The organism is Mesorhizobium xinjiangense (genome assembly GCF_009749525.1).
Lineage (GTDB): Bacteria > Pseudomonadota > Alphaproteobacteria > Rhizobiales > Rhizobiaceae > Mangrovimarina > Mangrovimarina xinjiangensis.
On the sequence record NZ_WOAC01000021.1, the window covers coordinates 31,475 to 55,105 of the forward strand.

24 protein-coding genes are annotated in these 23,631 nt (G+C 63.5%); 16 read left to right on the forward strand and 8 right to left on the reverse strand.

Annotated features, from left to right (window positions below):
* Nucleotides 1-82: 82 nt before the first annotated feature.
* A complete protein-coding gene (locus tag GM909_RS20000; protein WP_157018986.1) occupies nucleotides 83-892 on the reverse strand; it encodes a DUF72 domain-containing protein in 810 nt (269 codons plus the stop codon).
* A 57-nt stretch (nucleotides 893-949) separates the two neighbouring features.
* Here GM909_RS20000 and GM909_RS26100 point away from each other — a divergent pair, with 57 nt between their 5' ends.
* On the forward strand, nucleotides 950-1,462 hold the full coding sequence (locus GM909_RS26100; protein ID WP_235911988.1) for a type II toxin-antitoxin system Phd/YefM family antitoxin: 513 nt from the start codon (nucleotides 950-952) through the stop codon (nucleotides 1,460-1,462).
* Entirely contained in the window at nucleotides 1,459-1,848 is a 390-nt protein-coding gene (locus tag GM909_RS20015) for a type II toxin-antitoxin system VapC family toxin (RefSeq protein WP_157018987.1), read from the forward strand. The genes GM909_RS26100 and GM909_RS20015 overlap by 4 nt, the downstream gene beginning before the upstream one ends.
* 133 nt (nucleotides 1,849-1,981) lie before the next feature.
* Here the strand turns inward: GM909_RS20015 and uvrA are convergent, their stop codons facing one another.
* On the reverse strand, nucleotides 1,982-4,906 hold the full coding sequence (gene uvrA / locus GM909_RS20020) for an excinuclease ABC subunit UvrA (RefSeq protein WP_157018988.1): 2,925 nt from the start codon (nucleotides 4,904-4,906) through the stop codon (nucleotides 1,982-1,984).
* A gap of 664 nt (nucleotides 4,907-5,570) precedes the next feature.
* On the reverse strand, nucleotides 5,571-6,149 hold the full coding sequence (locus GM909_RS20025) for a DUF2585 domain-containing protein (protein ID WP_157018989.1): 579 nt from the start codon (nucleotides 6,147-6,149) through the stop codon (nucleotides 5,571-5,573).
* 365 nt (nucleotides 6,150-6,514) lie between these two features.
* On the opposite strand from GM909_RS20025, the gene GM909_RS20030 reads away from it, so the two are divergent.
* From GM909_RS20030 to GM909_RS20045, 4 genes are all read left to right on the forward strand, one after another.
* Nucleotides 6,515-7,024, forward strand: coding sequence for a single-stranded DNA-binding protein (locus tag GM909_RS20030; RefSeq protein WP_157018990.1), 510 nt, complete (start codon nucleotides 6,515-6,517; stop codon nucleotides 7,022-7,024).
* 26 nt (nucleotides 7,025-7,050) lie between these two features.
* Nucleotides 7,051-7,545, forward strand: coding sequence for a GyrI-like domain-containing protein (locus tag GM909_RS20035; protein WP_157018991.1), 495 nt, complete (start codon nucleotides 7,051-7,053; stop codon nucleotides 7,543-7,545).
* 137 nt (nucleotides 7,546-7,682) lie between these two features.
* On the forward strand, nucleotides 7,683-8,603 hold the full coding sequence (locus GM909_RS20040) for a 5'-methylthioadenosine/S-adenosylhomocysteine nucleosidase (RefSeq protein WP_157018992.1): 921 nt from the start codon (nucleotides 7,683-7,685) through the stop codon (nucleotides 8,601-8,603).
* 95 nt (nucleotides 8,604-8,698) lie between these two features.
* A complete protein-coding gene (locus tag GM909_RS20045) occupies nucleotides 8,699-9,070 on the forward strand; it encodes a hypothetical protein (protein WP_157018993.1) in 372 nt (123 codons plus the stop codon).
* Between the two features lie 58 nt (nucleotides 9,071-9,128).
* On the opposite strand, the gene GM909_RS20050 is transcribed toward GM909_RS20045, so the two are convergent.
* From GM909_RS20050 to GM909_RS20065, 4 genes are all read right to left on the reverse strand, one after another.
* Nucleotides 9,129-9,539 (reverse strand): hypothetical protein, encoded by a 411-nt coding sequence (locus GM909_RS20050; RefSeq protein WP_157018994.1) that lies wholly within the window; start codon nucleotides 9,537-9,539, stop codon nucleotides 9,129-9,131.
* A 10-nt stretch (nucleotides 9,540-9,549) separates the two neighbouring features.
* Nucleotides 9,550-10,182, reverse strand: a complete 633-nt coding sequence (locus GM909_RS20055; RefSeq protein ID WP_157018995.1) for a MarC family protein — start codon at nucleotides 10,180-10,182, stop codon at nucleotides 9,550-9,552.
* A gap of 64 nt (nucleotides 10,183-10,246) precedes the next feature.
* On the reverse strand, nucleotides 10,247-10,627 hold the full coding sequence (locus GM909_RS20060; protein WP_157018996.1) for a VOC family protein: 381 nt from the start codon (nucleotides 10,625-10,627) through the stop codon (nucleotides 10,247-10,249).
* A complete protein-coding gene (locus tag GM909_RS20065; protein WP_235911989.1) occupies nucleotides 10,620-11,189 on the reverse strand; it encodes a hypothetical protein in 570 nt (189 codons plus the stop codon). Before GM909_RS20065 ends, GM909_RS20060 begins: the two co-directional genes overlap by 8 nt.
* A gap of 85 nt (nucleotides 11,190-11,274) precedes the next feature.
* On the opposite strand from GM909_RS20065, the gene GM909_RS20070 reads away from it, so the two are divergent.
* Entirely contained in the window at nucleotides 11,275-12,144 is an 870-nt protein-coding gene (locus tag GM909_RS20070; RefSeq protein ID WP_157018997.1) for a helix-turn-helix transcriptional regulator, read from the forward strand.
* A 168-nt stretch (nucleotides 12,145-12,312) separates the two neighbouring features.
* Complete coding sequence (gene gyrA, locus GM909_RS20075) at nucleotides 12,313-15,090, forward strand: DNA gyrase subunit A (RefSeq protein WP_157018998.1); 2,778 nt, start codon at nucleotides 12,313-12,315, stop codon at nucleotides 15,088-15,090.
* Nucleotides 15,091-15,223: 133 nt separating this feature from the next.
* On the opposite strand, the gene GM909_RS25830 is transcribed toward gyrA, so the two are convergent.
* Complete coding sequence (locus tag GM909_RS25830; protein ID WP_198174326.1) at nucleotides 15,224-15,364, reverse strand: hypothetical protein; 141 nt, start codon at nucleotides 15,362-15,364, stop codon at nucleotides 15,224-15,226.
* A 195-nt stretch (nucleotides 15,365-15,559) separates the two neighbouring features.
* Here GM909_RS25830 and coaD point away from each other — a divergent pair, with 195 nt between their 5' ends.
* From coaD to glpD, 8 genes are all read left to right on the forward strand, one after another.
* On the forward strand, nucleotides 15,560-16,060 hold the full coding sequence (coaD, locus tag GM909_RS20080; RefSeq protein WP_157018999.1) for a pantetheine-phosphate adenylyltransferase: 501 nt from the start codon (nucleotides 15,560-15,562) through the stop codon (nucleotides 16,058-16,060).
* Nucleotides 16,061-16,080: 20 nt separating this feature from the next.
* A complete protein-coding gene (locus tag GM909_RS20085) occupies nucleotides 16,081-16,656 on the forward strand; it encodes a peptidylprolyl isomerase (protein ID WP_157019000.1) in 576 nt (191 codons plus the stop codon).
* A 60-nt stretch (nucleotides 16,657-16,716) separates the two neighbouring features.
* The gene (locus tag GM909_RS20090; protein WP_157019001.1) at nucleotides 16,717-17,226 is read left to right on the forward strand and encodes a peptidylprolyl isomerase; all 510 of its coding nucleotides are present in this window, start codon (nucleotides 16,717-16,719) and stop codon (nucleotides 17,224-17,226) included.
* A 127-nt stretch (nucleotides 17,227-17,353) separates the two neighbouring features.
* Nucleotides 17,354-18,433, forward strand: coding sequence for a tRNA preQ1(34) S-adenosylmethionine ribosyltransferase-isomerase QueA (queA, locus tag GM909_RS20095; RefSeq protein WP_157019002.1), 1,080 nt, complete (start codon nucleotides 17,354-17,356; stop codon nucleotides 18,431-18,433).
* Nucleotides 18,430-19,560 (forward strand): tRNA guanosine(34) transglycosylase Tgt, encoded by a 1,131-nt coding sequence (tgt, locus tag GM909_RS20100; protein ID WP_157019003.1) that lies wholly within the window; start codon nucleotides 18,430-18,432, stop codon nucleotides 19,558-19,560. Before queA ends, tgt begins: the two co-directional genes overlap by 4 nt.
* A gap of 148 nt (nucleotides 19,561-19,708) precedes the next feature.
* A complete protein-coding gene (locus GM909_RS20105) occupies nucleotides 19,709-21,127 on the forward strand; it encodes a pyridoxal phosphate-dependent decarboxylase family protein (protein ID WP_157019004.1) in 1,419 nt (472 codons plus the stop codon).
* Between the two features lie 100 nt (nucleotides 21,128-21,227).
* Nucleotides 21,228-22,022, forward strand: coding sequence for a DeoR/GlpR family DNA-binding transcription regulator (locus GM909_RS20110; protein WP_157019005.1), 795 nt, complete (start codon nucleotides 21,228-21,230; stop codon nucleotides 22,020-22,022).
* Between the two features lie 83 nt (nucleotides 22,023-22,105).
* A complete protein-coding gene (glpD, locus tag GM909_RS20115; RefSeq protein WP_157019006.1) occupies nucleotides 22,106-23,629 on the forward strand; it encodes a glycerol-3-phosphate dehydrogenase in 1,524 nt (507 codons plus the stop codon).
* The last annotated feature ends 2 nt before the right edge of the window (nucleotides 23,630-23,631 follow it).

Sequence of the window (23,631 nt, forward strand, 5' to 3'; positions counted from 1 at the left end):
ACCGATCCGCCCAGCCCGCCATATCGGGTGGGTTCGTTCCAAATGAACCATTTTGGAGCGGATCGGAAGAGGCGGGAGCGTCCTACGCGCCGTCCACGCGCTGCTGCAGGGCTTGCGCCGCCTGGGGCGCGCGTACTTTCCCCTCGTGAATGAAATAGACGAAGACGTCACGCGGCGTGTCGTCGGGCCGGGTCGCCGGATCGGCAAGCGGCAGGTCGTCGGGCTGGCCGCCCGCGGCCCATGACCTGGCGCGCCCGGCCCAGCCGTCGAGGTCTTCCGGCGCGTAGGCGGTGGGAATGCCGTCTTCGCCCTTTTGCAGCCGCGCATAGACGAAGTCGGCCGTCACGTCGGCGATTTCGGGATAGTCGTGATGGTGCGCATAGCAGATCGCCGCGCCGTATTCGCGTGCCAGCGCCACGAATTCGGGCACGCCGAAGGATGCGTGGCGAACCTCCAGCACATGGCGCAGCGCCACGCCGCCGCTCGATGCCGGCAGAAGCTTCAGGAAGGCTTCGAAATCCTCCGGGTCGAATTTCTTCGTCGGTGCGAACTGCCAGACGATCGGGCCGAGGCGGTCGCCGAGCTCGTGCACGCCGGTGTCCCAGAATTTCTGCATGGATTCACCGGCTTCGCCGAGCACCTTCTTGTTGGTGACGAAGCGGTTGCCCTTGACCGCAAAGACAAATCCGTCGGGCGCATCGGCGGCCCATTTGGCGAAGGTTTGCGGCGTCTGGCCGCGATAATAGGTGCCGTTGATCTCGATCGTCTTCAGGTGACGGCTGGCATAGTGAAGCTGCTGCTTCTTCGGCAGGTCGGACGGGTAGAAGGTGCCTTCCCAGGGTGGAAAGGTCCAGCCGCCGATGCCGGCCCGAATGGTTCCGCTCTGTGTCATTGGCTTCCCTCTCGCTTGAACTTAGTCCATTGCTTAGCTAAGTTATGGCGCATGAAGATGGTGAATGTCCATAAGGCCAAGACCGAACTCTCCAGGCTCCTGACAGAAGTTGAAGCAGGCGCAGAGATCGTGATCGCGCGCAACAACAAGCCGGTGGCGAGGCTGGTTTCGGTGCGGACGCGGGGCGAACCCTTGCCGCCGATCGAACTGGAGCCGTGGGAGCACGCACCCGACGATTATATCAGCAAGGAGGACATCGCGGACTACTATCGCCGGTTCCCGCAGGAATGGGACGACATGATCCAGCGGGTCGGGTTTGCCGAGGACAAGCAGGCCGCGTTCGACGTGAGCGAACTGCGCCAGGCGCTGGCGGCGGGGAAGGAATTCACGATCATGCAGCAGGGCAGGGCGGTGGCGAAGGTGATGCCGGTCGAAGAAAAGAAGCCGCGCGTGCCGGGGCGCTTCGCGCATCTGCGCGGCAGCCTGCCGCCCGACCTGTTCGATCAGCCTTTGGAGCAGGACGAACTGGATGCCTGGGAAGGCAAATATTCGCGCGATGGTGACCGGTGAGCTATCTGCTCGATACCCATGCATTGTTCTGGTGGGTCTATTTTCCCGAACTTCTGCCGGCAAAGGTTCGCGAAACTCTTGGCGACGCGGATATTCAGGTGTTCGCAAGCGCGGTGTCCGCCTACGAAATGTCCTACAAGCATTATCGGGGGCGCTGGCCGGAGGCGGAGCTTCTGGTCGGCGCGTTCGAAGAACTGGTTGCGTCCGAGGGGTTTGACCTTCTGCCGATGTCTGCCCGGCACGCGATCCGTGCAGGGTCGTATGACCGCCAGCACCGCGATCCGTTCGACCGCATGCTGGTCGCGCAGGCCGCGATCGAGGACTTAAGGATCGTGTCGAGCGACAAGGGGTTGAGACTGCTCGGGGCGGAGCCGGTGTGGGCCTGACCCTATCCGTAATGTCCTTGTACCTGGACGGCGGCGATCCCTTTTCACCATCTTGCGCGGGGTCGGCTTCCAGGACGACGCAGCGTGAGCGGACCGATCCGATGTCGATGGATGATCTGCCCGTGCTGGACGCCTATTCCGCCGCTTCCGCCTCGCCCGCCTCCGGCCTTCTCTCCAGCAGTTCCTTGAGAAATTGCCCGGTATAGGAGCGCGGTTCGGCCATGACGTCGTCCGGCGTGCCGGCGACCACCAGTTCGCCGCCGCCGTCGCCGCCCTCGGGACCGAGGTCGAGGATCCAGTCGGCCGTCTTGATGACTTCCAGATTGTGCTCGATGACGACCACCGTGTTGCCCTGGGCAACCAGCTCGTGCAGCACCTCGAGCAGCTTGGCGATGTCGTGGAAATGCAGGCCCGTCGTCGGCTCGTCGAGAATGTAGAGCGTCTTGCCGGTCGCCTTGCGCGACAACTCCTTGGCCAGCTTGATGCGCTGGGCTTCGCCGCCCGAAAGCGTAGTCGCCTGCTGGCCGATATGGATATAGTCCAGCCCCACCTTGGCCAGTGTCTTGAGCTTGTCGCGCACGGCCGGCACGGCGGCGAAGAACTCGACGCCTTCCTCCACCGTCATGTCGAGCACGTCGGCGATCGACTTGCCCTTGAAGGTGACCTCCAGCGTCTCGCGGTTGTAGCGCTTGCCGTCGCAGACGTCGCAGGTCACGTAGACGTCGGGCAGAAAGTGCATCTCGATCTTGATGACACCGTCGCCCTGGCAGGCCTCGCAGCGCCCGCCCTTGACGTTGAAGGAAAACCGGCCGGGCTGATAGCCGCGTGCCTTTGCCTCCGGCAGGCCGGCGAACCAGTCGCGGATCGGCGTGAAGGCGCCGGTATAGGTGGCCGGGTTGGAGCGCGGCGTGCGGCCGATGGGCGACTGGTCGATGTCGATCACCTTGTCGAGGAATTCCAGCCCCTCGATACGGTCATGGTCGGCGGGATGCTCGCGCGAGCCCATGATGCGGCGCGATGCCGCCTTGTAGAGCGTCTCGATGAGGAAGGTCGACTTGCCGCCGCCGGAAACGCCGGTGACGCAGGTGAAGGTGCCGAGCGGGATCTCCGCCGTCACGTTCTTCAGATTGTTGCCGCGCGCGCCGACGACCTTGATGCGCTTTCCTTTGCGGAACGGCCTGAGCGTATCCGGCATCGGGATCGCCAGATGGCCGGACAGGTACTGGCCGGTCAGCGAATTCGGATTGGCCATGATCTCGGCCGGCGTGCCCTCGGCGACCACGCGCCCGCCATGAATGCCGGCGGCCGGGCCCATGTCGACGACATGGTCGGCGTGCAGGATGGCGTCCTCGTCATGCTCGACGACGATCACCGTGTTGTCGAGGTCGCGCAGATGTTTCAGCGTGTCGAGCAGCCGCGCATTGTCGCGCTGATGCAGCCCGATCGACGGCTCGTCCAGCACGTAGAGCACGCCGGTCAGGCCTGAGCCGATCTGCGAGGCGAGCCGGATGCGCTGGCTTTCGCCGCCCGACAGTGTGCCGGAATTGCGCGACAGGGTCAGATAGTCGAGCCCGACATCGTTGAGGAAGGTCAGCCGCTCGCGGATCTCCTTGAGAATGCGCGTCGCGATCTCGTTCTGCTTGCCGGTCATGGCTTCGGGCAGGGCCTCGAACCAGCGCCCGGCATTGCGGATCGACAGTTCCGTCACCTCGCCGATATGCTTGCCGGCGATCTTCACCGCCAGCGCCTCGGGCTTCAGCCTGTAGCCGTTGCAGGCCGGGCAGGGGGAGGCCGACATGTAGCGCTCGATTTCTTCCCGGCTCCAGGCCGAGTCCGTTTCCTTCCAGCGCCGCTGCAGGTTGGGGACCACGCCCTCGAACGTCTTGGTCGTCTGGTAGGAGCGCAGCCCGTCGTCGTAGGAAAAGGTGATCTTGTGCTCGCCGGTGCCGTTGAGGATCGCTTGGCGCGCCTCTTCGGGCAGATCCTTCCATTTGTCGCCGATCTTGAAGCCGTAGGCTTTGCCCAGCGCTTCCAGGGTCTGGGTATAGAAAGGCGAGGTCGAGCGCGCCCAAGGCGCGATGGCGCCGTCGCGCAGGCTGCGGTTTTCGTCCGGCACGACGAGATCGGCGTCGATATCGCGCAGGCTGCCCAGCCCGTCGCAGGCCGGGCAGGCGCCGAACGGATTGTTGAAGGAGAACAGCCGCGGCTCGATCTCAGGAATGGTGAAGCCGGAGACCGGGCAAGCGAACTTTTCCGAAAACAGAAGCCGCTCATGGGTCTCGTTCTTCGACTTGTTGACGGCGTCTTCGCCCGTCACTTCGGCGGGAAGCGGCCGGTCGGCGAACTCGGCCACCGCCAGCCCGTCGGCGAGTCTTAGGCAGGTCTCGATGGAATCGGCCAGCCGCGTCGCCAGGTCGGGCCGCACGACGACGCGGTCGACCACCACGTCGATGTCGTGCTTGTACTTCTTGTCGAGCGCCGGCACGTCGGCGATCTCGTGGAACTCGCCGTCCACCTTGACGCGCTGAAAACCCTTCTTCTGCAGTTCCGCCAGTTCCTTGCGGTATTCGCCTTTGCGCCCGCGCACGATCGGCGCCATGATGTAGAGCCTGGTGCCTTCCTCGAGCGCCAGGACCCGGTCGACCATCTGCGAGACCGTCTGGCTTTCGATCGGCAGCCCGGTTGCCGGCGAGTAGGGCACGCCGACACGGGCGAACAAGAGCCGCATGTAATCGTAGATTTCCGTCACCGTGCCGACAGTCGAGCGCGGGTTCTTCGACGTGGTCTTCTGCTCGATCGAGATGGCCGGCGACAGGCCGTCGATCTGGTCGACATCCGGCTTCTGCATCATGTCGAGAAACTGGCGTGCATAGGACGACAGGCTCTCCACGTAGCGCCGCTGGCCCTCGGCATAGATCGTGTCGAAAGCGAGCGACGACTTGCCCGATCCCGACAGCCCGGTCATCACCGTCAGGCTGTTGCGCGGCAGGTCGATGTCGACATTCTTCAGATTGTGTTCGCGCGCACCGCGAACGGAAATGAACTTGTGCTCGGCCATGGCCGGATTGCCGCCTCGTGATCGAAATCTGTTGCGTTGCCGGCCGCAGTCACCGGCCTCGCTCATATAGGTTGCAGTGCCGGAATGTGGAGTCCGGCGTCAATATCCGGTTCATGAGTTAGACCCCTTTGGGGGAGGAGGGCAAGTCAAAAGAACAAAGAGGAAACAGGTTCCTGACAAGCCATGTCGCGGGGGTGCATGCAGCGGTGCAGCGATCACATTTTGGGCCCGGCGCCCGGTTTCTGTTGACATGCGGCGCCGGGCCGGCGCAGAGTTTCGGTGTCTTTCGCGATCGCCTTCGAGGTCAACCGGAATGACCGTTTGCGAGGCGCCGCAGACGCGAAGGTTCGAGCGTGAAACGGCATTCTGGACGCAACGAACAATGGAGCGAGGTATGACCCCACCGGACAGTCCCTCCAGGCTCCGCTTGATCGGGGCCACGGCGAGCCGGCCGGTCGCCTGAGGCGATACCGCCGAGGCTGCCGTTAATCATCGACATCGCTAGATTTTGAAGCACGCATCATTGTGATGCGAAGCAAAGATCGGCCAGTTCGAACTGGCTATTGGACTTCGAACTGAGAGGTCGGAGTCCAAACAAAAAAGGCCTCGCGCGCTCGAGACAGGTAGCGGCGAGGCCTGTTTTTTTGGCCGGTTGCAATTCCCGCTACAATGCCGACTGCCACGCCCGGATCGCATCGATCGGCCAGATGAGCATGACGACGTTCAAGGTCAGATTATCCCTGATCACAATGGCGGCCACGACTTCGAAGGCAATCGCCAGGGCGATCGTCATCCAAACGGGAAGCGCGCGCGCCAGCCAGAAGCCGACGAGCATCCACACTATGTCGGCAACCGAGTTGATGACGCTGTCGCCGGCATAGCCGACGGCCATCGTGGCCTCGCGGTAGCGGTTGATGATCAAGGGGCTGTTTTCGACGATCTCCCAGGCGGCTTCGACAAGAATGGCGATCGTCGCCCGCCAGCCGACGGCAAGCCTTGGCGCGGCGGCGGCCAGGGCCCAGTAGAACAGGAAGCCGTGGATGATGTGCGACAGGGAGTACCAGTCGGCCAGATGCTGTGAATTGTCGGGGGAGTTCACCTCGCCGACCCAGAACTTGATCTCGCCGCAGGTGCAAATCGGCACGCGGCCCATGGTCAGAAGGATGGACGCGGTCAAGGCAATGATAAGCGCGCCGACGGCAAGAGGCAGCAATGGTCGCGAGGAAATGGCCAAGAATCGCATGGGTGTCCCTTTAGCGCGCGTTTGCTTCAAACGGCAACGTTTGAAGCAAAGATATGCGCGCCAGATCAATAAGCTGGAACATGTGCCTTTCGCTCAAATGATTCCGTTGAGCGAAAGGCACATGTTTTAGCGAAAGCTGCGACCGTAGCCGGCGCCGTCGTGATTGCAATGCGGGGCGCGGCGCCGGACTGAATACGATCGAAAGCGCTTGCCGACGAAGCGCTGTTGCGATAAGAACAAAAATAGAACAAAATGATTTGTGGACAGTGCCGCGCATTCGGCCGTAGCGCGACACAGAAGAGTCTCAATCACCGGCAGAGTGTGCGATAGAACGGTAAAACTTAGGACGAGCGTGGAGAAGCAACATGGCGGGCAGCGTCAACAAGGTCATTCTGGTGGGCAATCTGGGCGCTGATCCCGAGATCCGCCGCCTCAATTCGGGCGATCCGGTCGTCAATCTGCGTGTCGCCACGTCCGAATCGTGGCGCGACCGCAATTCCGGCGAGCGCCAGGAGCGCACCGAATGGCACAGGGTGGTGATCTTCAACGACAATCTGGCCAAGGTGGCCGAGCAGTATCTGAAGAAGGGCATGAAGGTCTATATCGAGGGCCAGATCCAGACCCGCAAATGGACCGACCAGAGCGGGCAGGAGCGGTATTCGACCGAGGTGGTGCTGCAAAAATTCCGTGGCGAGCTGCAGATGCTCGATTCGCGCGGCCAGGGCGGCGGCGAGGGCCAGGTCGGCTATGACCGCGGCGGCCGCGGCTCGGACTTCGGTTCGTCGGGGCCGAACGACAATTCCGGTGGCGGCAATGACAGGGGCGCGGCCGGCGGCGGGTTCTCGCGCGACCTCGACGACGAGATTCCGTTCTGATCGCGCTTGCCGCGTGAACGCTGAATATGTGCCAGCTTTGTGAAACCGGCGAATTGGGTGCGGCCGGCTTCGGCGTGGTCACCCGCCCGGCCGAGCAATTGGCTGGCATCGCGTGGGCGGGGAGCTTCGCAGATGCGCGGGCCGGGGCGGTTCGTGCTCTTCTCAGCGGTGTCCAGGCGCGCGTCGGCCAGGGAAACGGCTTGTGGGCGAGCCCCATAATCGCTCTTTCCTGGAACGATCGGCCGGACGGGTTTTGCTCTTTCGTCGGGATCGCGGCCGAGGAAGCCGATCCGGCGATGGCCTTCGACACGCGCCTTGCCCTGCCGTCCACGACCTGCGCCACCGCCTGGCATGCTGCGGGCGACGGCGACGTGGTGAGACATTACGGCCGCATGATCGAGTGGATCGCATCGCTCGGCCACACGCGCGACACCGGATCCTATCATCACCGCGAGGAATATCCGCGCGACGCCGATTTCGACGCCGCCCCGGAACTGCGGCTGATGATCCCGATCGATTGAGGCGAGGCGGCCGCCTCAGCGATGATCGCGGTGATCTGGATGCGCGGCATTGCACCGGCGCATATTGGGTTATGAGAGGGTGATTGGCACGGCCGTTGCTTGGACTGAGGCACGTGCAACCGACAGGAGGTCACACCATGCGGATCCGTTTCACGATTCTTTGCCTTGCCATTGGGCTGGGCCTGATTTCCGGGCTCGCGGCGCGTGCCGCCGAAGTGCTCGACGACACGCCGAGGATCGCCGTCGTTTCGGCCTTCGAGCCGGAATGGATCGCGCTGCAGGAGGATCTTTCCGACCGCCAGGAACATACGATCAACGGGCGCACCTATCTGACCGGCACGCTTGCCGGAAAGGACGTGGTGATGTTTCTGAGCGGTGTGAGCATGGTCAATGCGGCAATGACGACGCAGTCCGCGCTTGACCAGTTCGTCATCACCTCTGTCGTCTTTTCGGGCATTGCCGGCGGCGTCGATCCGGCATTCAACATCGGCGACGTGCTGATCGCCGAAAAGTGGGGCCAGTATCTGGAGGCGATCTTCGCCCGCGAGACGGATGAAGGCTTCGCCATCCCGCCCTTCTTCGGCAAACCGGAGTTTCCCGGCTTCGGCATGATCGTGCCGCGATCGGTCGGCGTGACGCAAAAGGGCGGCGAAGGACTGGAGAAACGCTTCTGGTTTCCGAGCGACCCGGACCTTCTCAATGCGGCGCGCAAGGTTGCTGCAAGCCTCGACCTGCGCGACTGCGCCGAAGAGAATAAGTGCCTGTCCACCCCGCCGAAGATCGTCGTCGGCGGCAACGGCGTTTCCGGCCAGGCTTTCGTCGACAATGCTGCGTTCCGCGAATATGCGCATGACACTTTTGGGGCCAGGCTGCTCGACATGGAAAGCGCGGCCGTCGCCCATGTGACCTATACCAATGACGTGCCGTTTCTCGCCGTGCGCAGCCTCTCCGACCTTGCCGGCGGCGGTGAGGGCGCCAACGAGATGGCAACCTTCATGGCGCTCGCCTCGGTCAATTCCGCCGCCGTCGTAAAGGCCATCCTGGCTGAGATGCCGTAGTCGCCGCGAGGCCCCGCCGCGATCTTGCGCGCCGCCACATGCCTGCCCGCTTTTGCGGCAAGAAATGGCTTCTTCGGGCAAAGGAGGCGGCGCGCATGATCCGAGGAACGATAGGCTCGCTCGCACTGGCGCTTTGTGCGGTTGCCGCGGCGGCGGCCGGCGAAGCCGATGTCGTGGCGGTGGAGGTGACGCCGGAGCCAGGCGGAACCTTTCGTTTCGATGTGACGGTGCGCCATTCCGACGAGGGGTGGGATCACTATGCCGACCGCTGGGATCTCGTCGGCGCGGACGGCGCTGTCTACGGTGAACGCGTGCTGCTGCATCCGCATGTCGATGAGCAGCCGTTCACGCGCAGCCAGGGCGGCATCGAGATTCCCGACGGCGTCGACACGGTGACGGTTCGCGCGCATGACAAGGTGCACGGCCTCGGCGGCAAGGAACTGGACGTCGCGCTGCCGGAGCGATGAAGGGCCGACGACGGGCCAACTTGTGGATGGTGAAATCCCGCGGGCGGGATGGTCGAATTCACAGGCGCTGCAAGTCGCGCAGCGCGCGCTCGTAGATCGGTGAATTGCCGGCCAGCCAGTCGATGGCATTCGGCCAGTTGGCCTTGTCGTGCATGTCCGTTCGCAGGCGGCTGACGAGCAGGAATTGATCGCCGAGCCTGATATCGGGCTGGCCCAGGGCCGCGGCCAGTAAATCGTGATGCGGAAACAGAAACTCTCTGATGTGGCCCGTCCTGGTGCCGCGATCGCCGCGCACGAACAGGCCCACGGCGTTCGCCGAGATGTAATGCGCAAGGATCAGCGGGCGGTTGCCCACGGCCAGCCATCGGGTCGATTCGCTGCCCCGCTCCATGCGCGCCGCCAGCGCCGGCTGCTCGCTGGCAAATTGGGCCCAGAAGGCGCGGCGATGCCGGTTGAGATCGGAGACCATTGTGCGGCCTTTATGCGGCGGCCATCAGCGCCTTGATGCCGTCGGCCACGAACTGCACGGCAAGCGCGGCCAGGATGACGCCCAGCAGACGGGTCAGGATAGACCGGCCGGTCTGGCCGAGGAACTTGTCGAGGCGTTCGGCAAGCAGAAAGACCAGATAGGTTGTCGTGGTGGCGGCGAGAATGACCGCGACCAGCGTCGCCTGGCCGGCCGGTCCCGCGAACGAGCCCGACAGCAGCACCGTCGCCGATATGGCGCCCGGACCGGCAATAAGAGGGATGGCCAGCGGGAAGACGGCGATGTTGTGGATGTGGTCCCTGGTTATCGCCGCATCGGCGCTGCGTTCCTTGCGCTCCTGGCGCCGCTCGAAGACCATCTCGAAGGCGATGAAGAAGAGCAGAAGCCCGCCGGCGACCCGGAAGGCGGGCAGGGTGATGCCGAAAACGGCCAGGATCGCCGCGCCGGCGAGCGCGAACAGCGCAATCACGCCGAAGCTGATGATGCAGGCGCGCATGCCGGTCTGCCGGCGCTCCGCGCGGTTCATGCCGCGCGTCAACGCCAGGAAGACGGGCGCCAGGCCAGGCGGATCGATGGTCACCAGTATGGTCACGAAGGCGTTGAAGACCGCGTCGAAACTCGGCATGGCTGTCCCCTTGTCACGGCCGCAGTCTTACAGCCGCGCCGGGGATGTGGCCAGCCGACATTCCTCAATCCGCTGCCTTGTGAAAGTAGGCTTCCAGCCGGTAGCCGTCGGGGTCGATCACGAAGGCGGCGTAATAGTTTTCTCCATAGTCGGCCCGCAGACCCGGCGCGCCGTTGCTGGTTCCGCCCGCCGCCAGGGCCGCGGCATGGAAGCTGTCGACGCCGGCGCGATCCGGGGCGGCGAAGCAAAAATGCAGCCCCGAGGCCAGATCCGGTTTCACCGGCCGTGCCGACTGCAAGACCCAAAGGCCGATGGAATCCGACCCGTATCCCAGCGAAGATGCGTCCTCGTAGAGCATGCGATGCCCGAGTGCTGGCATGGCGACATCGTAAAAGGCCTTAGCCCGGGAGAGGTCGGCGACCCCAATGGAGACGTGGTCAAGCATGCTTGCGTCCTTCCTTTGTTGTGGATGCTGAAAGACCGGCCCGGCGGACGAAGAATTCGACCGTCTTCGACCATTCGCCGCCGGGCGCGTGTTCGCCGATCCAGTGAAACGAGTGATCGGTGATTTCGGTGAAGCTCCAGCGGTTGGCCACGCCCTTGCCGTCCGTGCCTTCCTGCACGATGTCCCGGCCGGCGGCGCGTCCGATCTGGGTTGAATAGAACTGTCGCACAGGGTCGGCCCAGATGATGTGCCAGGCGTCGAGCGCTGGATCGAAGACGCGCAAGGTGGTGCCGAACATGTAGCTTTGCGCCGTATCGTCCGGTTGTCCTGGCCGGTACCCGGGAATACGCCAGATGTCCTGGATCGCGCGTCCTTGGAGCACCCATCCGAAATGGATGCTTCCGGTCGCCTCGCGGGTCGAGCCATCGGTGTCGTAGGCCAGGACGTCCATGGTCCAGTCGCCGATGAAGCGGCCGTACAGCGCGAGCTTTTCAGCCAGATCCGGTGCGGGGCCGGCATAGTGGAGCATGGACGGAAATGCGGATTGGTCGCCTTGTGTCATATGCGCCTCCAACAGGTGTCAGGAGAGCGCATGGCTAGCGCGCCGGGCGCTGTCGGCGCTTGGGAAATATTGCTATTTTGACGCCATGACCGTGACCTCCGGCTTGTTGACGGACGGCTGCGGCTGGCGGGTAAGCGAAATCGTCTGCACTGCCGGCCCCGGTGACCGTCCCTACGAGGAATTCCACGATGCGACCTGCGTTGCGCTGGTGACGGCGGGCACGTTCGGATACGCCTGTTCCCAGGGTCAAGCGTTTATGTCCTCCGGGTCGCTGCTGCTCGGCAATTCCGGCACTTGTTACGAATGCGGTCACGAACACGCACCGGGAGATCGATGCATTTCCTTTCACTTCGACGACGACTTCATCGCGGCACTGGGCGAGGGCATCAGCCCCGCTGCGCGCAAGGAGCGCTTTCGTCTCTCTCGCGTGCCGGCGGTTGCAGAGACGATAAGGCTGGCGGCCGACATCGAAGTTTGCTGTGCCGAAGGCGACGCGCGAGCGATAGGCGAGACGGCACTGCGCCTCGCCGGTGCCGCATTCTTGCTGGATGCTGGGTGCCATCGTCCCGCCGCTCCAAAGTCCGGTGAGGAGCGGCGCATCGGGCGTGCCATCCGCCGGATCGAGGCCGACAGCGACAGTCCGCTCGGCCTTGCCGAACTGGCCGACGAAGCCTGCCTCAGCCCCTATCATTTCTTGCGCGTGTTTCGAGCCGTTACCGGTTCGACGCCCTATCAATACCTCTTGAGAACGCGGCTGCAACGCGCGGCGGTACGACTGCGGACAAGCGAGGAACCTGTGTCGTCGGTGGCATTCGCGGCCGGCTTCAACGACCTTTCGACCTTCAACAGGCGGTTTCGCAATATCATGGGCGAGAGCCCAGGGGCCTGGCGTGCGGGGCGCGGGTGCAACGCGGCAGAGAATCGATCTTCACCCACGCTGGCCCGGCGAACGTGACATTCGTGCGTCAAACATTCGATCATCGCCGCGACATTTTCGTTGGTTCTCATATCTGTTTGATTCCGTGAGGGAAAATGGTCATGAAAAGATGCCTTGCGGATTGGAGAATTGCGCAGGCTTCCTATATAAGGAGCGCAGTGATTCCTTAGGCGATCGTGATCAAATTTGTCTGACCTGACCAATCCGCCCGGGCCGGAAGACGGCCCCTCCGGCATCGAACCGATTTCCATCATCGAGGAGATGCAGCGTTCCTATCTCGATTACGCCATGAGCGTGATCGTGAGCCGCGCGCTGCCCGACGTGCGCGACGGCCTGAAGCCGGTGCACCGGCGCATCCTCTACGCCTCGCATGAGAGCGGCTATCACTGGAACCGCAGATATGTGAAGTCTGCGCGTCCTGTCTCCGACGTCATGGGTAAATATCATCCCCATGGCGACGCCTCCATCTATGACGCCTTGGTGCGCCTGGCCCAGCATTGGTCCATGCGCCTGCCGCTGATCGACGGGCAGGGCAATTTCGGCTCCATCGACGGCGACCCGCCGGCGGCCATGCGCTACACCGAGGCACGGCTTACCAAGGCGGCGCACGAGCTTCTGGAAGATATCGACAAGGATACAGTCGACTTCCAGGACAATTATGACGGAACGGCGTCCGAACCGCGCGTCCTGCCGGCGCGCTTCCCCAATCTGCTGGTCAATGGCTCTGGCGGCATCGCCGTCGGCATGGCGACCAACATTCCGCCGCACAATCTGGGCGAGGTCATCGATGCGGCCATAGCCATCATCGACGATCCGGCAATCGACCTGCCGTCTCTGATGGAGATCATTCCGGGCCCGGACTTCCCGACCGGCGGCATCATTCTCGGCCGCTCGGGCATTTACAGCGCCTATCAGGGCGGACGCGGCTCCGTGCTCATGCGCGGCAAGGTGGATATCGAGGAGATCCGCAACGACCGCGAGGCCATCATCATCACCGAGGTGCCCTATCAGGTCAACAAGGCGACGATGATCGAGAAGATGGCCGAGCTGGTGCGCGACAAGCGTATCGAGGGCATCTCCGACATTCGCGACGAGAGCGACCGTCAGGGCTATCGCGTCGTCGTCGAACTGAAGCGCGACGCCGTCGCCGACGTGGTGCTCAACCAGCTCTATCGCTTCACGCCGCTGCAGACCTCTTTCGGCTGCAACATGGTGGCGCTGAACGGCGGCAAGCCGGAACTGCTGAACCTTCACGATATCCTCAAGGCGTTCGTCTTCTTCCGCGAGGACGTTGTCAGCCGACGAACCAAATATCTGCTCAGGAAAGCGCGCGAACGGGCGCATGTGCTGGTCGGCCTGGCGATCGCGGTAGCCAACATCGATGAGGTCATCCGGCTGATCCGTCACGCACCCGACCCGCAGACGGCGCGCGAGCAGCTCATGGAGCGGCGCTGGCCGGCTTCGGACGTCGAAGAGCTGATCCGGCTGATCGACGATCCGCGCCACAGGATCAACGAGGACGGCACCTACAATCTGTCCGAGGAGCAGGCGCGCGCCATTCTCGAGCTGAGGCTGCAGCGCCTGACGGCGCTCGGGCGCGACGAGATCGCCGATGAGCTGAACACGATCGGCGCCGAGATCACAGATTATCTGGACATCCTGTCCTCGCGCGCGCGCATTCAGCAGATCGTCAAGGACGAGCTGGCTGCCGTGCGTGAGGAGTTCGGCACGCCGCGGCGCACCGAGATCATCGACGGTGGCGGCGACCTCGACGACGAGGATCTCATCCAGCGCGAGGAGATGGTCGTCACGGTCACGCATGAGGGCTACATCAAGCGCGTGCCGCTTTCGATCTACCGGGCCCAGGCGCGCGGCGGCAAGGGCCGCTCGGGCATGTCGACCAAGGATACGGATTTCGTTACCCGGCTGTTCGTCGCCAACACCCATACGCCGATCCTGTTCTTCTCCTCGCGTGGCATCGTCTACAAGGAGAAGGTCTGGCGCCTGCCGGTCGGCACGCCGCAATCGCGCGGCAAGTTCCTGCGCAACCTGCTGCCGCTGGACGAGGGCGACCGTATCACCGCCATCATGCCGCTGCCGGAGGATGAGGATAGCTGGGGCGAACTCGATGTGATGTTCGCCACCACGCGCGGCACGGTGCGCCGCAACAAGCTGTCGGATTTCGTGCAGGTCAACCGCAATGGCAAGATCGCCATGAAGCTCGACGAGGGCGATGCGATCCTCAACGTGGCCACCTGCACCGAGCGGGACGATGTGTTGCTGACGGCCGATACCGGCCAGTGCATCCGCTTCTCGGTCGCCGATGTGCGTGTCTTTGCGGGCCGCAATTCCATCGGCGTGCGCGGTGTCGCGATGACCGAGGACGATCGTGCCATTTCGATGGCCATCCTCGAGCACGTCGAGGCCACGCCGGCAGAACGCGCAGCCTATCTCAAGCGCTCGGTGGCCGAGCGCAAGCTCGCCAACGAGGAGAATGAAGAGGACGTTGCGCTGACCAATGAGGATGTGACGGAGGAAGAAGCCCTTTCGGATGAGCGTTACGAGTTCCTGAAGGCACATGAGCAGTTCGTGCTGACCGTCACCGAGTTCGGCTACGGCAAGCGCTCCTCATCCTATGATTTCAGGCTGACGAGCCGCGGCGGCAAGGGTATTCGCGCCACCGACGTATCGAAAACTGGCGAGATCGGGCGGCTTGTGGCGACGTTCCCCGTCGCCAACGAGGACCAGATCATGCTGGTCTCGAACGGCGGCCAGGTCATTCGTGTCCCCGTCAGCGGAATCCGCTTCGCCAGCCGCGCGACCAAGGGCGTGACGATCTTCAACACGGCAGAAGGCGAAAAGGTGGTGTCGGTCGAACGCATTTCCGAACCACAGGACGATGTCGAGGCCGAAGTGGCCGCAGCCGCCGATGGTTCGGCCTCACTGTCCGAAGACGGCGAATAAGCCAATCCGATTTGCTGGCCCAAACAAAAAGCCGCTGCGTTGAGAAACGCAGCGGCCTTTTGCGTCCCGGTGCGGCTGTTTGGGAGGAGAAACGCCGCTGGCGCGGTTTGGCCGGGACAGAGGAAATTGGTAATCAGTGCCGCCTGACGACAAAGGGATGCCGCCGCTCGGGGCGGATTTCCTGTTTGCGTCGCTGGCCTTCTCCGTGAATGGCGAAGGCGGTGGCGATCAGCATGGCGATCGTCATGGCGGCTGCAAGCATCGCAATCAACATGTTCTGTCTCCTTGCACCTTCAACGAAGCAAACCAGAAATGGTTTCGGCTTTCTGTTGCATTTCTTACATAGGTACGCCTGAACGGGGTTAAAGCGCGTCATTCAGCCGCTGTTCATGCCTGCTGCCGCGCCCTGACATGTGCGGCGATGCCGCGATGAATTGCCTTTGCCGGCCGGCAAGGCTAGAAGCGCGGCATGAAAGAGCGCAAAGCAATCTATGCGGGGTCCTTCGACCCGTTGACCAATGGCCATCTCGACGTTCTCAAGGCGGCGCTGGCGGTGGCCGACATGATCTATGTCGGGATCGGCGTTCAAGCATCCAAGACGCCGGTCTTTTCCTACGAGGACCGGGTGCGCCTGATCGAGGAATCGACCCGCGACGAACTCGGCGCCGATGCCGCAAGGGTGAAGGTGGTGTCGTTTGACGGGCTGGTGATCGACGCGGCGCGCAATCTCGGCGTTTCCATCATCATCCGCGGCCTGCGCGACGGCACGGACCTCGACTACGAGATGCAGATGGCCGGCATGAACGAGACGATGGCGCCCGAATTGCAGACGGTCTTCCTGCCGGCAAGCCCGTCGGTGCGCACCATTACTGCCACACTTGTGCGCCAGATAGCGTCGATGGGCGGAGAGGTCACGTCGTTCGTCCCGGCGGTCGTGGCTGACGCATTGAAGAAGAAGTTCAATTCCTGACGATTTCTGGAGGAGTTAAGATGCTGCTTTCGAGGCTGGCTTCGGCTTGCATCATTACGTTCGGGCTGACCTTCGGCGCACTGGCCGCCGACCCGGAAGACACGCTGGTCCTGACGTTGAAGGACGGAGACGTGACCATCGCGCTGCGGCCCGATCTGGCGCCCAAGCACGTTGCGCAGATCAAGACGCTGGTGCGCGATGGCGCCTACGACAATGTCGCCTTTCACCGGGTGATCGATGGTTTCATGGCGCAGACCGGCGACGTGCAGTTCGGCGACCTCGAGGAGGGGTTCGACACGGCCCGGGTCGGCAAGGGTGGATCGGCGCTCGATGATCTGCCGGCCGAATTCTCCGACGCCCATTTCGTTCGCGGAGCGGTCGGCATGGCCCGCTCGCAGAACCCCGATTCGGCCAACTCGCAATTCTTCATCATGTTTGCGCCGGCAACGCATCTCGACGGCGCCTACACGGTCGTCGGCGAAGTAGAAAGCGGCATGGAGCATGTCGACGCGATCAAGCTTGGCGACCAGGCTTCGAACGGTGTCGTCAGCGACCCCGACCGTATAGTCAGGGCGCGCATCGCGTCCGACGGCTGAGCGAAACCGCCGCCCTGGGCGGCTGGACAGGTACAATTAGAGATCGGAAAGGATCAGACCATGGCCGAGATCAAGGATCCGGAAAACACCATCCTGATGGAAACCACGCAGGGCAACGTCGTCATCGAGCTTTTCCCCGACCTGGCACCCGGCCATGTCGCGCGCATCAAGGAACTGGCCCGCGAGGGCGCCTATGACGGCGTCGTCTTCCATCGCGTGATCGACGGCTTCATGGCGCAGACCGGCGACGTCAAGTTCGGCAAGTCGGACGGCCCGTCGTTCAATCCGGCGCGCGCCGGCATGGGCGGTTCGGACAAGCCCGACCTCAAGGCCGAATTCTCCAACATGAACCACGGCCGCGGCACCTGCTCGATGGCGCGCGCCCAGAACCCGCATTCGGCCAATTCGCAGTTCTTCATCTGCTTCGACGACGCTTCCTTCCTCAACCGGCAATATACGGCCTGGGGCCAGGTCATCGAGGGGATGGACAATGTCGACAAGATCAAGCGCGGCGAGCCGGTCACCGATCCCGACAAGATCGTGTCGATGAAGGTCGCCGCCGACGCGTGAGAAGTGAAGCATTGAATGGTGAAGTGGTGAATATTGATATGGAATAAGAACTTCTTTTGTAGTCGGATATAGAAATACAATTTCACCATTCACCATTCACCATTCACCATTCACGCCACCCATTGCCATGCGTGTCGATCTTTTTGACTTTCAACTCCCCGAAGACCGGATCGCGCTGAGGCCGGCGAGCCCGCGTGATGCGGCGCGCATGCTCGTCGTCCCGCCGCACGGCGATTTTCAGGACCGCGTCGTGCGCGACCTGCCGGTATTTCTCCGGCCGGGCGACGCGGTGGTCTTCAACGACACCAGGGTTATTCCCGCCCAGCTTGAAGGCATCCGGCGGCGCGGCGAGGCGATCGCCCAGGTCGACGCGACGCTGCACATGCGCATGGCCGCCGACCGCTGGAAGGCTTTCTTGCGCCCGGCCAAGCGCGTGGCGGTCGGCGATCGCATCCACTTCGGCCATTCGAACAATTCCTGCTTTGTCGGGTCGCTCGACGCCACGGTGGCGGAAAAAGGCGAGGGCGGCGAGGCACTGCTTGTCTTCGATCTTTCCGGGCCGGTGCTGGACGAGGCGCTGCACGCTGTCGGCCATGTTCCACTGCCGCCCTATATCGCGTCGAAGCGGCCCGACGACGCGCGCGACCTGACCGACTACCAGACCGTCTATGCGCGCGAGGAGGGAGCAGTGGCGGCTCCGACGGCCGGCCTGCATTTCACGCCCGAGCTCTTCGACGCGCTGGACGCCCGAGGTGTCGAGCGCCATTTCGTGACGCTCCATGTCGGCGCCGGCACGTTTCTGCCCGTCAAGGCCGACGATACCAAGGACCATCGGATGCACGCCGAGATCGGCCATGTCGATGCCAAGACGGCAGCCGCCCTCAACGCGGTCAAGGCGCGCGGCGGGCGCATTGTCTGTGTCGGCACGACATCGCTCCGATTGATCGAAAGTGCGGCCGATAAGGACGGTGCGATCGCCGAATGGTCGGGCGCGACCGACATCTTCATCACGCCGGGTTATCGTTTCCGTGCCGTCGATATGCTGATGACCAATTTTCACCTGCCGCGCTCGACGTTGTTCATGCTGGTCGCCGCCTTCAGCGGACTGGAACGCATGAAGGCGGCTTACACTCATGCCATAAAGACGGGCTACCGCTTCTATTCCTATGGCGATGCCAGCCTGCTCGCCCGGAGCGACGCCGAATGACCGAAAAATTCACCTTTCGCGTGCTGGCCACGGACGGCAAGGCGCGGCGCGGCGACATCACGATGCCGCGCGGAACGGTGCGCACGCCCGCCTTCATGCCGGTCGGCACGGGCGGCACGGTCAAGGCCATGTATATGGACCAGGTGAGGGCGCTTGGCAGCGACATCATCCTGGGCAACACCTATCACATGATGCTGCGACCGGGCGCCGAGCGCGTGGCGCGGCTTGGCGGCCTGCATGAGTTAGCCCGCTGGCCGTGGCCGATCCTCACCGATTCGGGCGGTTTTCAGGTCATGTCGCTGGCGCAACTGCGCAAGCTCACCGAGAAGGGCGTCACCTTCAAGTCGCATGTCGACGGGGCGCGCCATGAGATGACGCCCGAACGCTCGATCGAGATCCAGGGCCTGCTCGATTCCGACATCCAGATGCAGCTCGACGAATGCGTGGCGCTGCCGGCCAAGGACGGCGATATCGAGAAGGCGATGGAACTGTCCCTGCGCTGGGCCGAGCGCTGCAAGGCGGCCTTTGGCGATCAGCCGGGCAAGGCGATGTTCGGCATCGTCCAGGGCGGCGACAACCCCGTCTTGCGCGAACGCTCGGCGAGCGTGCTCAAGGCGATGGACCTGAAAGGCTATGCCGTCGGCGGACTGGCTGTCGGCGAGCCGCAGGCGGTCATGCTCGACATGCTCGAGGCGACCTGTCCCGTCCTGCCGCAGGACAAGCCCCGCTACCTGATGGGCGTCGGCACACCCGACGACATCGTCAAGTCGGTCGCCCGCGGCATCGACATGTTCGACTGCGTGATGCCGACGCGCGCCGGCCGCCACGGCCTGGCCTATACGCGCCGCGGCAAGATCAATCTGCGCAATGCGCGCCATGCCGAGGATCCGCGCCCGCTCGACGAGGAAAGCGGGTGTCCGGCCGCGCGCGACTATTCGCGCGCCTATCTGCATCACCTCGTCAAGTCGGGCGAGGCGCTGGGCGGCATGCTTTTGACCTGGAACAACCTGTCCTATTACCAGAGCCTCATGCAGGGCATCCGCGACGCAATCGAGGCCGGGCGGTTTGCCGACTTCGCCGCCGAGGCGACCGAGGGCTGGACGAAAGGCGATCTGCCGGTCCTTTGAACTGCGCCGGCGGTGCAGCTGTGCCCGGAAGGCCTCCGGTGTCAGGTGCGAGGCAAGCTGCCATGTCGGACCGGCGTTGATCGGGCTGCCGATCGCTGGTTAACATGTTAATCGCATCTGCGGCGCGCGGCCGACAAAGGAGGACGGGATGGACGAGGAGAGCTTTCGCGACTGGTCGATGAAGGCCGCCGAATGGGGCGTGGAGTATAGACGCACGCTGCGCGAGCGCCCCGTGCGTGCGCAAACCACGCCGGGCGCGGTCGCGGCAGCCATTGCCTCCTCGGCGCCGGAAACGGCCGAGCCGATGGAGGCGATCTTCGCCGACTTCGAAGAGACCATCCTGCCCGGAATGACCCATTGGCAGCATCCGCGCTTCTTCGCCTATTTTCCCGCCAATGCCGCGCCGGCTTCTGTGGTGGCGGAATATCTGGTTTCGGCCATGGCCGCCCAATGCATGCTGTGGCAGACCTCGCCGGCGGCAACTGAGCTCGAAACGCGTGTCATTGATTGGCTGCGCCAGGCGCTCGGCCTGCCTGGCCGTTTCTCGGGCGTCATCCAGGATTCGGCGTCCTCGGCGACGCTTGCCGCCGTCCTCGTCATGCGTGAGCGCGCTCTTGGATGGCAGGGCAATCGCGAGGGCCTTGCCGGTCAGAAGCCGGTGCGCATCTATTGCTCGGACCAGGTGCACACTTCGATCGACCGCGCCATCTGGGTCGCCGGCATCGGCGAGCAGAACCTTGTCCGCATTCCCGTGGCCGGTCCGTTGCGCGCCATGGACCCGGCCGAACTCGAGGCAGCCATTCGGCGCGACAAGGACGCCGGTCGCCTGCCGGCCGGCATCGTGGCATCTGTTGGCGGCACCAGCGTCGGCGGAACGGACGACGTGGCGGCCGTCTGTGCGGTGGCCAAGAAGCACGGGCTTTACGTCCATGTCGATGCGGCCTGGGCCGGCTCTGCGATGATCTGCGAAGAATTCCGCGGCTATTGGAAAGGCATCGAGGAGGCCGATTCGGTCGTCTTCAACCCGCATAAATGGCTCGGCGCGCAGTTCGACTGCTCGGTGCATTTCCTTGCCGATCCCGACAGCCTGGTGAAGACGCTGGCGATCCAGCCGGAATTCCTCAAGACTCATGGCCGCGACGGTGTGATCAACTATTCGGAATGGACCGTTCCGCTCGGCCGCCGCTTCCGGGCGCTGAAGCTGTGGTTCCTGATGCGCGCATACGGGCTCGATGGCCTGCGCGAGCGGATCCGCAACCACGTCGCCTGGTCGCAGAAACTGGCGCGCCGGCTCGCCAAAACCCCCGGTTTCGAGATCGTCACGCAGCCGATGCTGTCGCTGTTTTCCTTCCGCCACCGACCGCCCGAGGGAGGGCCGGCGGACGACCACACACTCGCGCTGGTCAATGCGATCAACGATGCGGGGCAGATCTATCTCACCCAGACGCGCGTCGACGGCCAACTCGCCATCCGCTTTCAGGTCGGCCAGTTCGACACGAGCGAGGCCGACGTCGATGCGGCCTATGACGCGATCGTCGAAGCGGCCGCCGCCCTGGCCGGCAAGTGACCTGTCGGGCAAGGCCGCGGTTGCACAGCCGCGGTCATGCGCCTTCCGCACGATTTCGTTTTCCTGTAATGGAAATGAAAACGAAAGCAGGGACACCGGAATGTATCTGTCGCCGCGGCACAACGAGATCATCCAGATCGCCAAGCGGGAGGGGCGTGTTCTGGTCGACGATCTTGCCGCCCATTTCGGCGTCACGCCGCAGACGATCCGCAAGGATCTGAACGATCTATGCCAGCAGCGGCTCCTGACGCGCATTCATGGCGGGGCGCTCTTCCCCTCCGGAATCGAGAATGTCGAATATGAGGCGCGGCGCGAGATCGCGGCGAGCGAAAAGGACGCGATCGGCAAGGCGGCGGCGCGCCTGATCCCCGATGGCGCCTCGCTCTTCATCAATATAGGGACCACGACAGAGGCCGTCGGCAAGGCGCTGCTCGACCATGACGGGCTGATGGTCATCACCAACAACATCAATGTTGCCAACCGGATGCGCGTCTATCCTTCGATCGAGGTGGTGATTGCCGGCGGCGTCGTGCGGGGGTCCGACGGAGGCATTGTCGGCGAAGCGGCGGTGGATTTCATCCGCCAGTTCAAGGTCGATTACGCCGTCATTGGAACCTCGGCCATCGATGCCGACGGGGCACTGCTCGATTTCGACTTTCGCGAGGTCAAGGTCGCCCAGGCGATCCTCGCCAATGCGCGGCACGTCATCCTGGTCGCCGATTCGACGAAATTCGAGCGCACCGCACCTGTGCGCATCGCGCAGCTTTCGCAGGTCGACACCTTCATTACCGACCGCTGCGACATCGAAACGATCCGCCGCATTTGCGAGGAGTCCGAAGTCGAGCTCGTCGAGACGGCGAGGGGCGAAGCCGATTCCGTGCGCGTTTTCGTTTGACATTCGAACTCATTTCGAAATAATTCCGAAATCCTTTCGTATTGCACGGTTCATATTGCATTGCGAAAGTTTCGGAGGGCCGATTGGGCGTCGAACGAATCCACGACATTTTCGTCATTGGCGGCGGAATCAATGGCTGCGGGATCGCCCGTGACGCGGTCGGCCGCGGCTATTCCGTCTTCCTCGCCGAAATGAACGACCTAGCCAGCGGGACCTCATCCGGGTCCACCAAGCTGATCCATGGCGGGTTGCGCTATCTGGAATATTACGAGTTCCGCCTCGTGCGCGAGGCGCTGATGGAGCGTGAGGTTCTTTGGAAGAACGCGCCGCACATCATCTGGCCGATGCGTTTCGTGCTGCCGCATCACAAGGGGCTGCGGCCCGCCTGGATGCTCCGTCTGGGGCTTTTTCTCTACGACCATCTCGGTGGGCGCAGGCTTTTGCCGCCGACACGCACCCTCGATATGCACTCCGACCCGGCGGGCCGGCCGCTCAAGCCGCTCTTCCGCCGCGCCTTCGAATATTCCGACTGCTGGGTGAATGATGCGCGTTTCGTCGTTCTCAATGCGCGCGACGCAGCCGACCGCGGCGCGACGATCAGGACGCGCGCCAAGGTCACCCATGCCGAGCGCGCCGACGGCGTGTGGACGGTCACGGTGGAAGCGGGCGGGACGGTCGAAACGGTGAGGGCGCGGCTTCTGGTCAATGCCGGCGGCCCCTGGGTGGACGAGGTGCTGTCGGGCGCGGTGGGCCGCAACGACGCGCACAATGTGCGTCTCGTTCAGGGCAGCCACATCGTGGTGAAGCAGAAATTCGATGATCCGCGCGCCTATTTCTTCCAGAATACGGACGGCCGCATCATCTTCGCCATCCCTTATGAGGACGAGTTCACGCTGATCGGTACCACCGATCGGGACTATTCCGGCGATCCGGCCGAGGTGGCGATCTCCGACAGCGAGATCGATTATCTGTGCGAGGCCGCCAGCGAGTATTTCAGCGAACCGGTGCGCCGTCAGGACATCGTGTGGACCTATTCGGCGGTCCGGCCGCTTTACGACGACGGAGCCTCCAAGGCCCAGGAAGCGACCCGCGACTACGTTCTGACGGCCGAGGGCGGCAACGGCACGGCGCCGCTGGTCAATGTCTTCGGCGGCAAGATCACGACTTATCGCCGGTTGGCTGAATCGACTCTGGAAAAGATCGAGGGCTTTCTCGGGCGCAGGAAGGGACCCTGGACGGCCGATGCGCATCTGCCCGGCGGCGATTTCGCCGTCGCCGATTTCGATGGCGAAGTGGATCGTCTGATGCAAGACTATCCGTTCCTGCAGTCCGCTCACGCAAGGCGGCTCTACAGACTTTACGGCACGCGGTCCCGCCTTATCCTTGGCAATGCAGGATCGGCGGATGATCTGGGCCGACATTTCGGCGCCGATCTCTACGAGGCGGAAATCCGCTATCTGGCTGGGAACGAATGGGCGGTGACGGGTGAAGACGTGCTTTGGCGGCGGACCAAGCGCGGCTTGCGGCTGACGCGGGAGGAGGCCGCGGCGGTTTCGGATTTCATGCAGACGCTGGGAGCAGACAAGACGAATACGACCGCCAAATAGGC

Coding starts and splice junctions, on each gene's coding strand:
- GM909_RS20085 (WP_157019000.1), top strand. CDS start 16,081: ATGCTGCTTTCGAGGCTGGCTTCGGCTTGCATCATTACGTTCGGGCTG.
- GM909_RS20040 (WP_157018992.1), top strand. CDS start 7,683: ATGCGGATCCGTTTCACGATTCTTTGCCTTGCCATTGGGCTGGGCCTG.
- GM909_RS20030 (WP_157018990.1), top strand. CDS start 6,515: ATGGCGGGCAGCGTCAACAAGGTCATTCTGGTGGGCAATCTGGGCGCT.
- queA (WP_157019002.1), top strand. CDS start 17,354: ATGCGTGTCGATCTTTTTGACTTTCAACTCCCCGAAGACCGGATCGCG.
- tgt (WP_157019003.1), top strand. CDS start 18,430: ATGACCGAAAAATTCACCTTTCGCGTGCTGGCCACGGACGGCAAGGCG.
- GM909_RS20105 (WP_157019004.1), top strand. CDS start 19,709: ATGGACGAGGAGAGCTTTCGCGACTGGTCGATGAAGGCCGCCGAATGG.
- GM909_RS20090 (WP_157019001.1), top strand. CDS start 16,717: ATGGCCGAGATCAAGGATCCGGAAAACACCATCCTGATGGAAACCACG.
- GM909_RS20025 (WP_157018989.1), bottom strand. CDS start 6,149: ATGCGATTCTTGGCCATTTCCTCGCGACCATTGCTGCCTCTTGCCGTC.
- GM909_RS20050 (WP_157018994.1), bottom strand. CDS start 9,539: ATGGTCTCCGATCTCAACCGGCATCGCCGCGCCTTCTGGGCCCAATTT.
- GM909_RS25830 (WP_198174326.1), bottom strand. CDS start 15,364: ATGTTGATTGCGATGCTTGCAGCCGCCATGACGATCGCCATGCTGATC.
- coaD (WP_157018999.1), top strand. CDS start 15,560: ATGAAAGAGCGCAAAGCAATCTATGCGGGGTCCTTCGACCCGTTGACC.
- GM909_RS20065 (WP_235911989.1), bottom strand. CDS start 11,189: ATGACACAAGGCGACCAATCCGCATTTCCGTCCATGCTCCACTATGCC.
- GM909_RS20000 (WP_157018986.1), bottom strand. CDS start 892: ATGACACAGAGCGGAACCATTCGGGCCGGCATCGGCGGCTGGACCTTT.
- GM909_RS20045 (WP_157018993.1), top strand. CDS start 8,699: ATGATCCGAGGAACGATAGGCTCGCTCGCACTGGCGCTTTGTGCGGTT.
- uvrA (WP_157018988.1), bottom strand. CDS start 4,906: ATGGCCGAGCACAAGTTCATTTCCGTTCGCGGTGCGCGCGAACACAAT.
- GM909_RS26100 (WP_235911988.1), top strand. CDS start 950: ATGGTGAATGTCCATAAGGCCAAGACCGAACTCTCCAGGCTCCTGACA.
- GM909_RS20035 (WP_157018991.1), top strand. CDS start 7,051: ATGTGCCAGCTTTGTGAAACCGGCGAATTGGGTGCGGCCGGCTTCGGC.
- GM909_RS20110 (WP_157019005.1), top strand. CDS start 21,228: ATGTATCTGTCGCCGCGGCACAACGAGATCATCCAGATCGCCAAGCGG.
- GM909_RS20055 (WP_157018995.1), bottom strand. CDS start 10,182: ATGCCGAGTTTCGACGCGGTCTTCAACGCCTTCGTGACCATACTGGTG.
- GM909_RS20070 (WP_157018997.1), top strand. CDS start 11,275: ATGACCGTGACCTCCGGCTTGTTGACGGACGGCTGCGGCTGGCGGGTA.
- GM909_RS20060 (WP_157018996.1), bottom strand. CDS start 10,627: ATGCTTGACCACGTCTCCATTGGGGTCGCCGACCTCTCCCGGGCTAAG.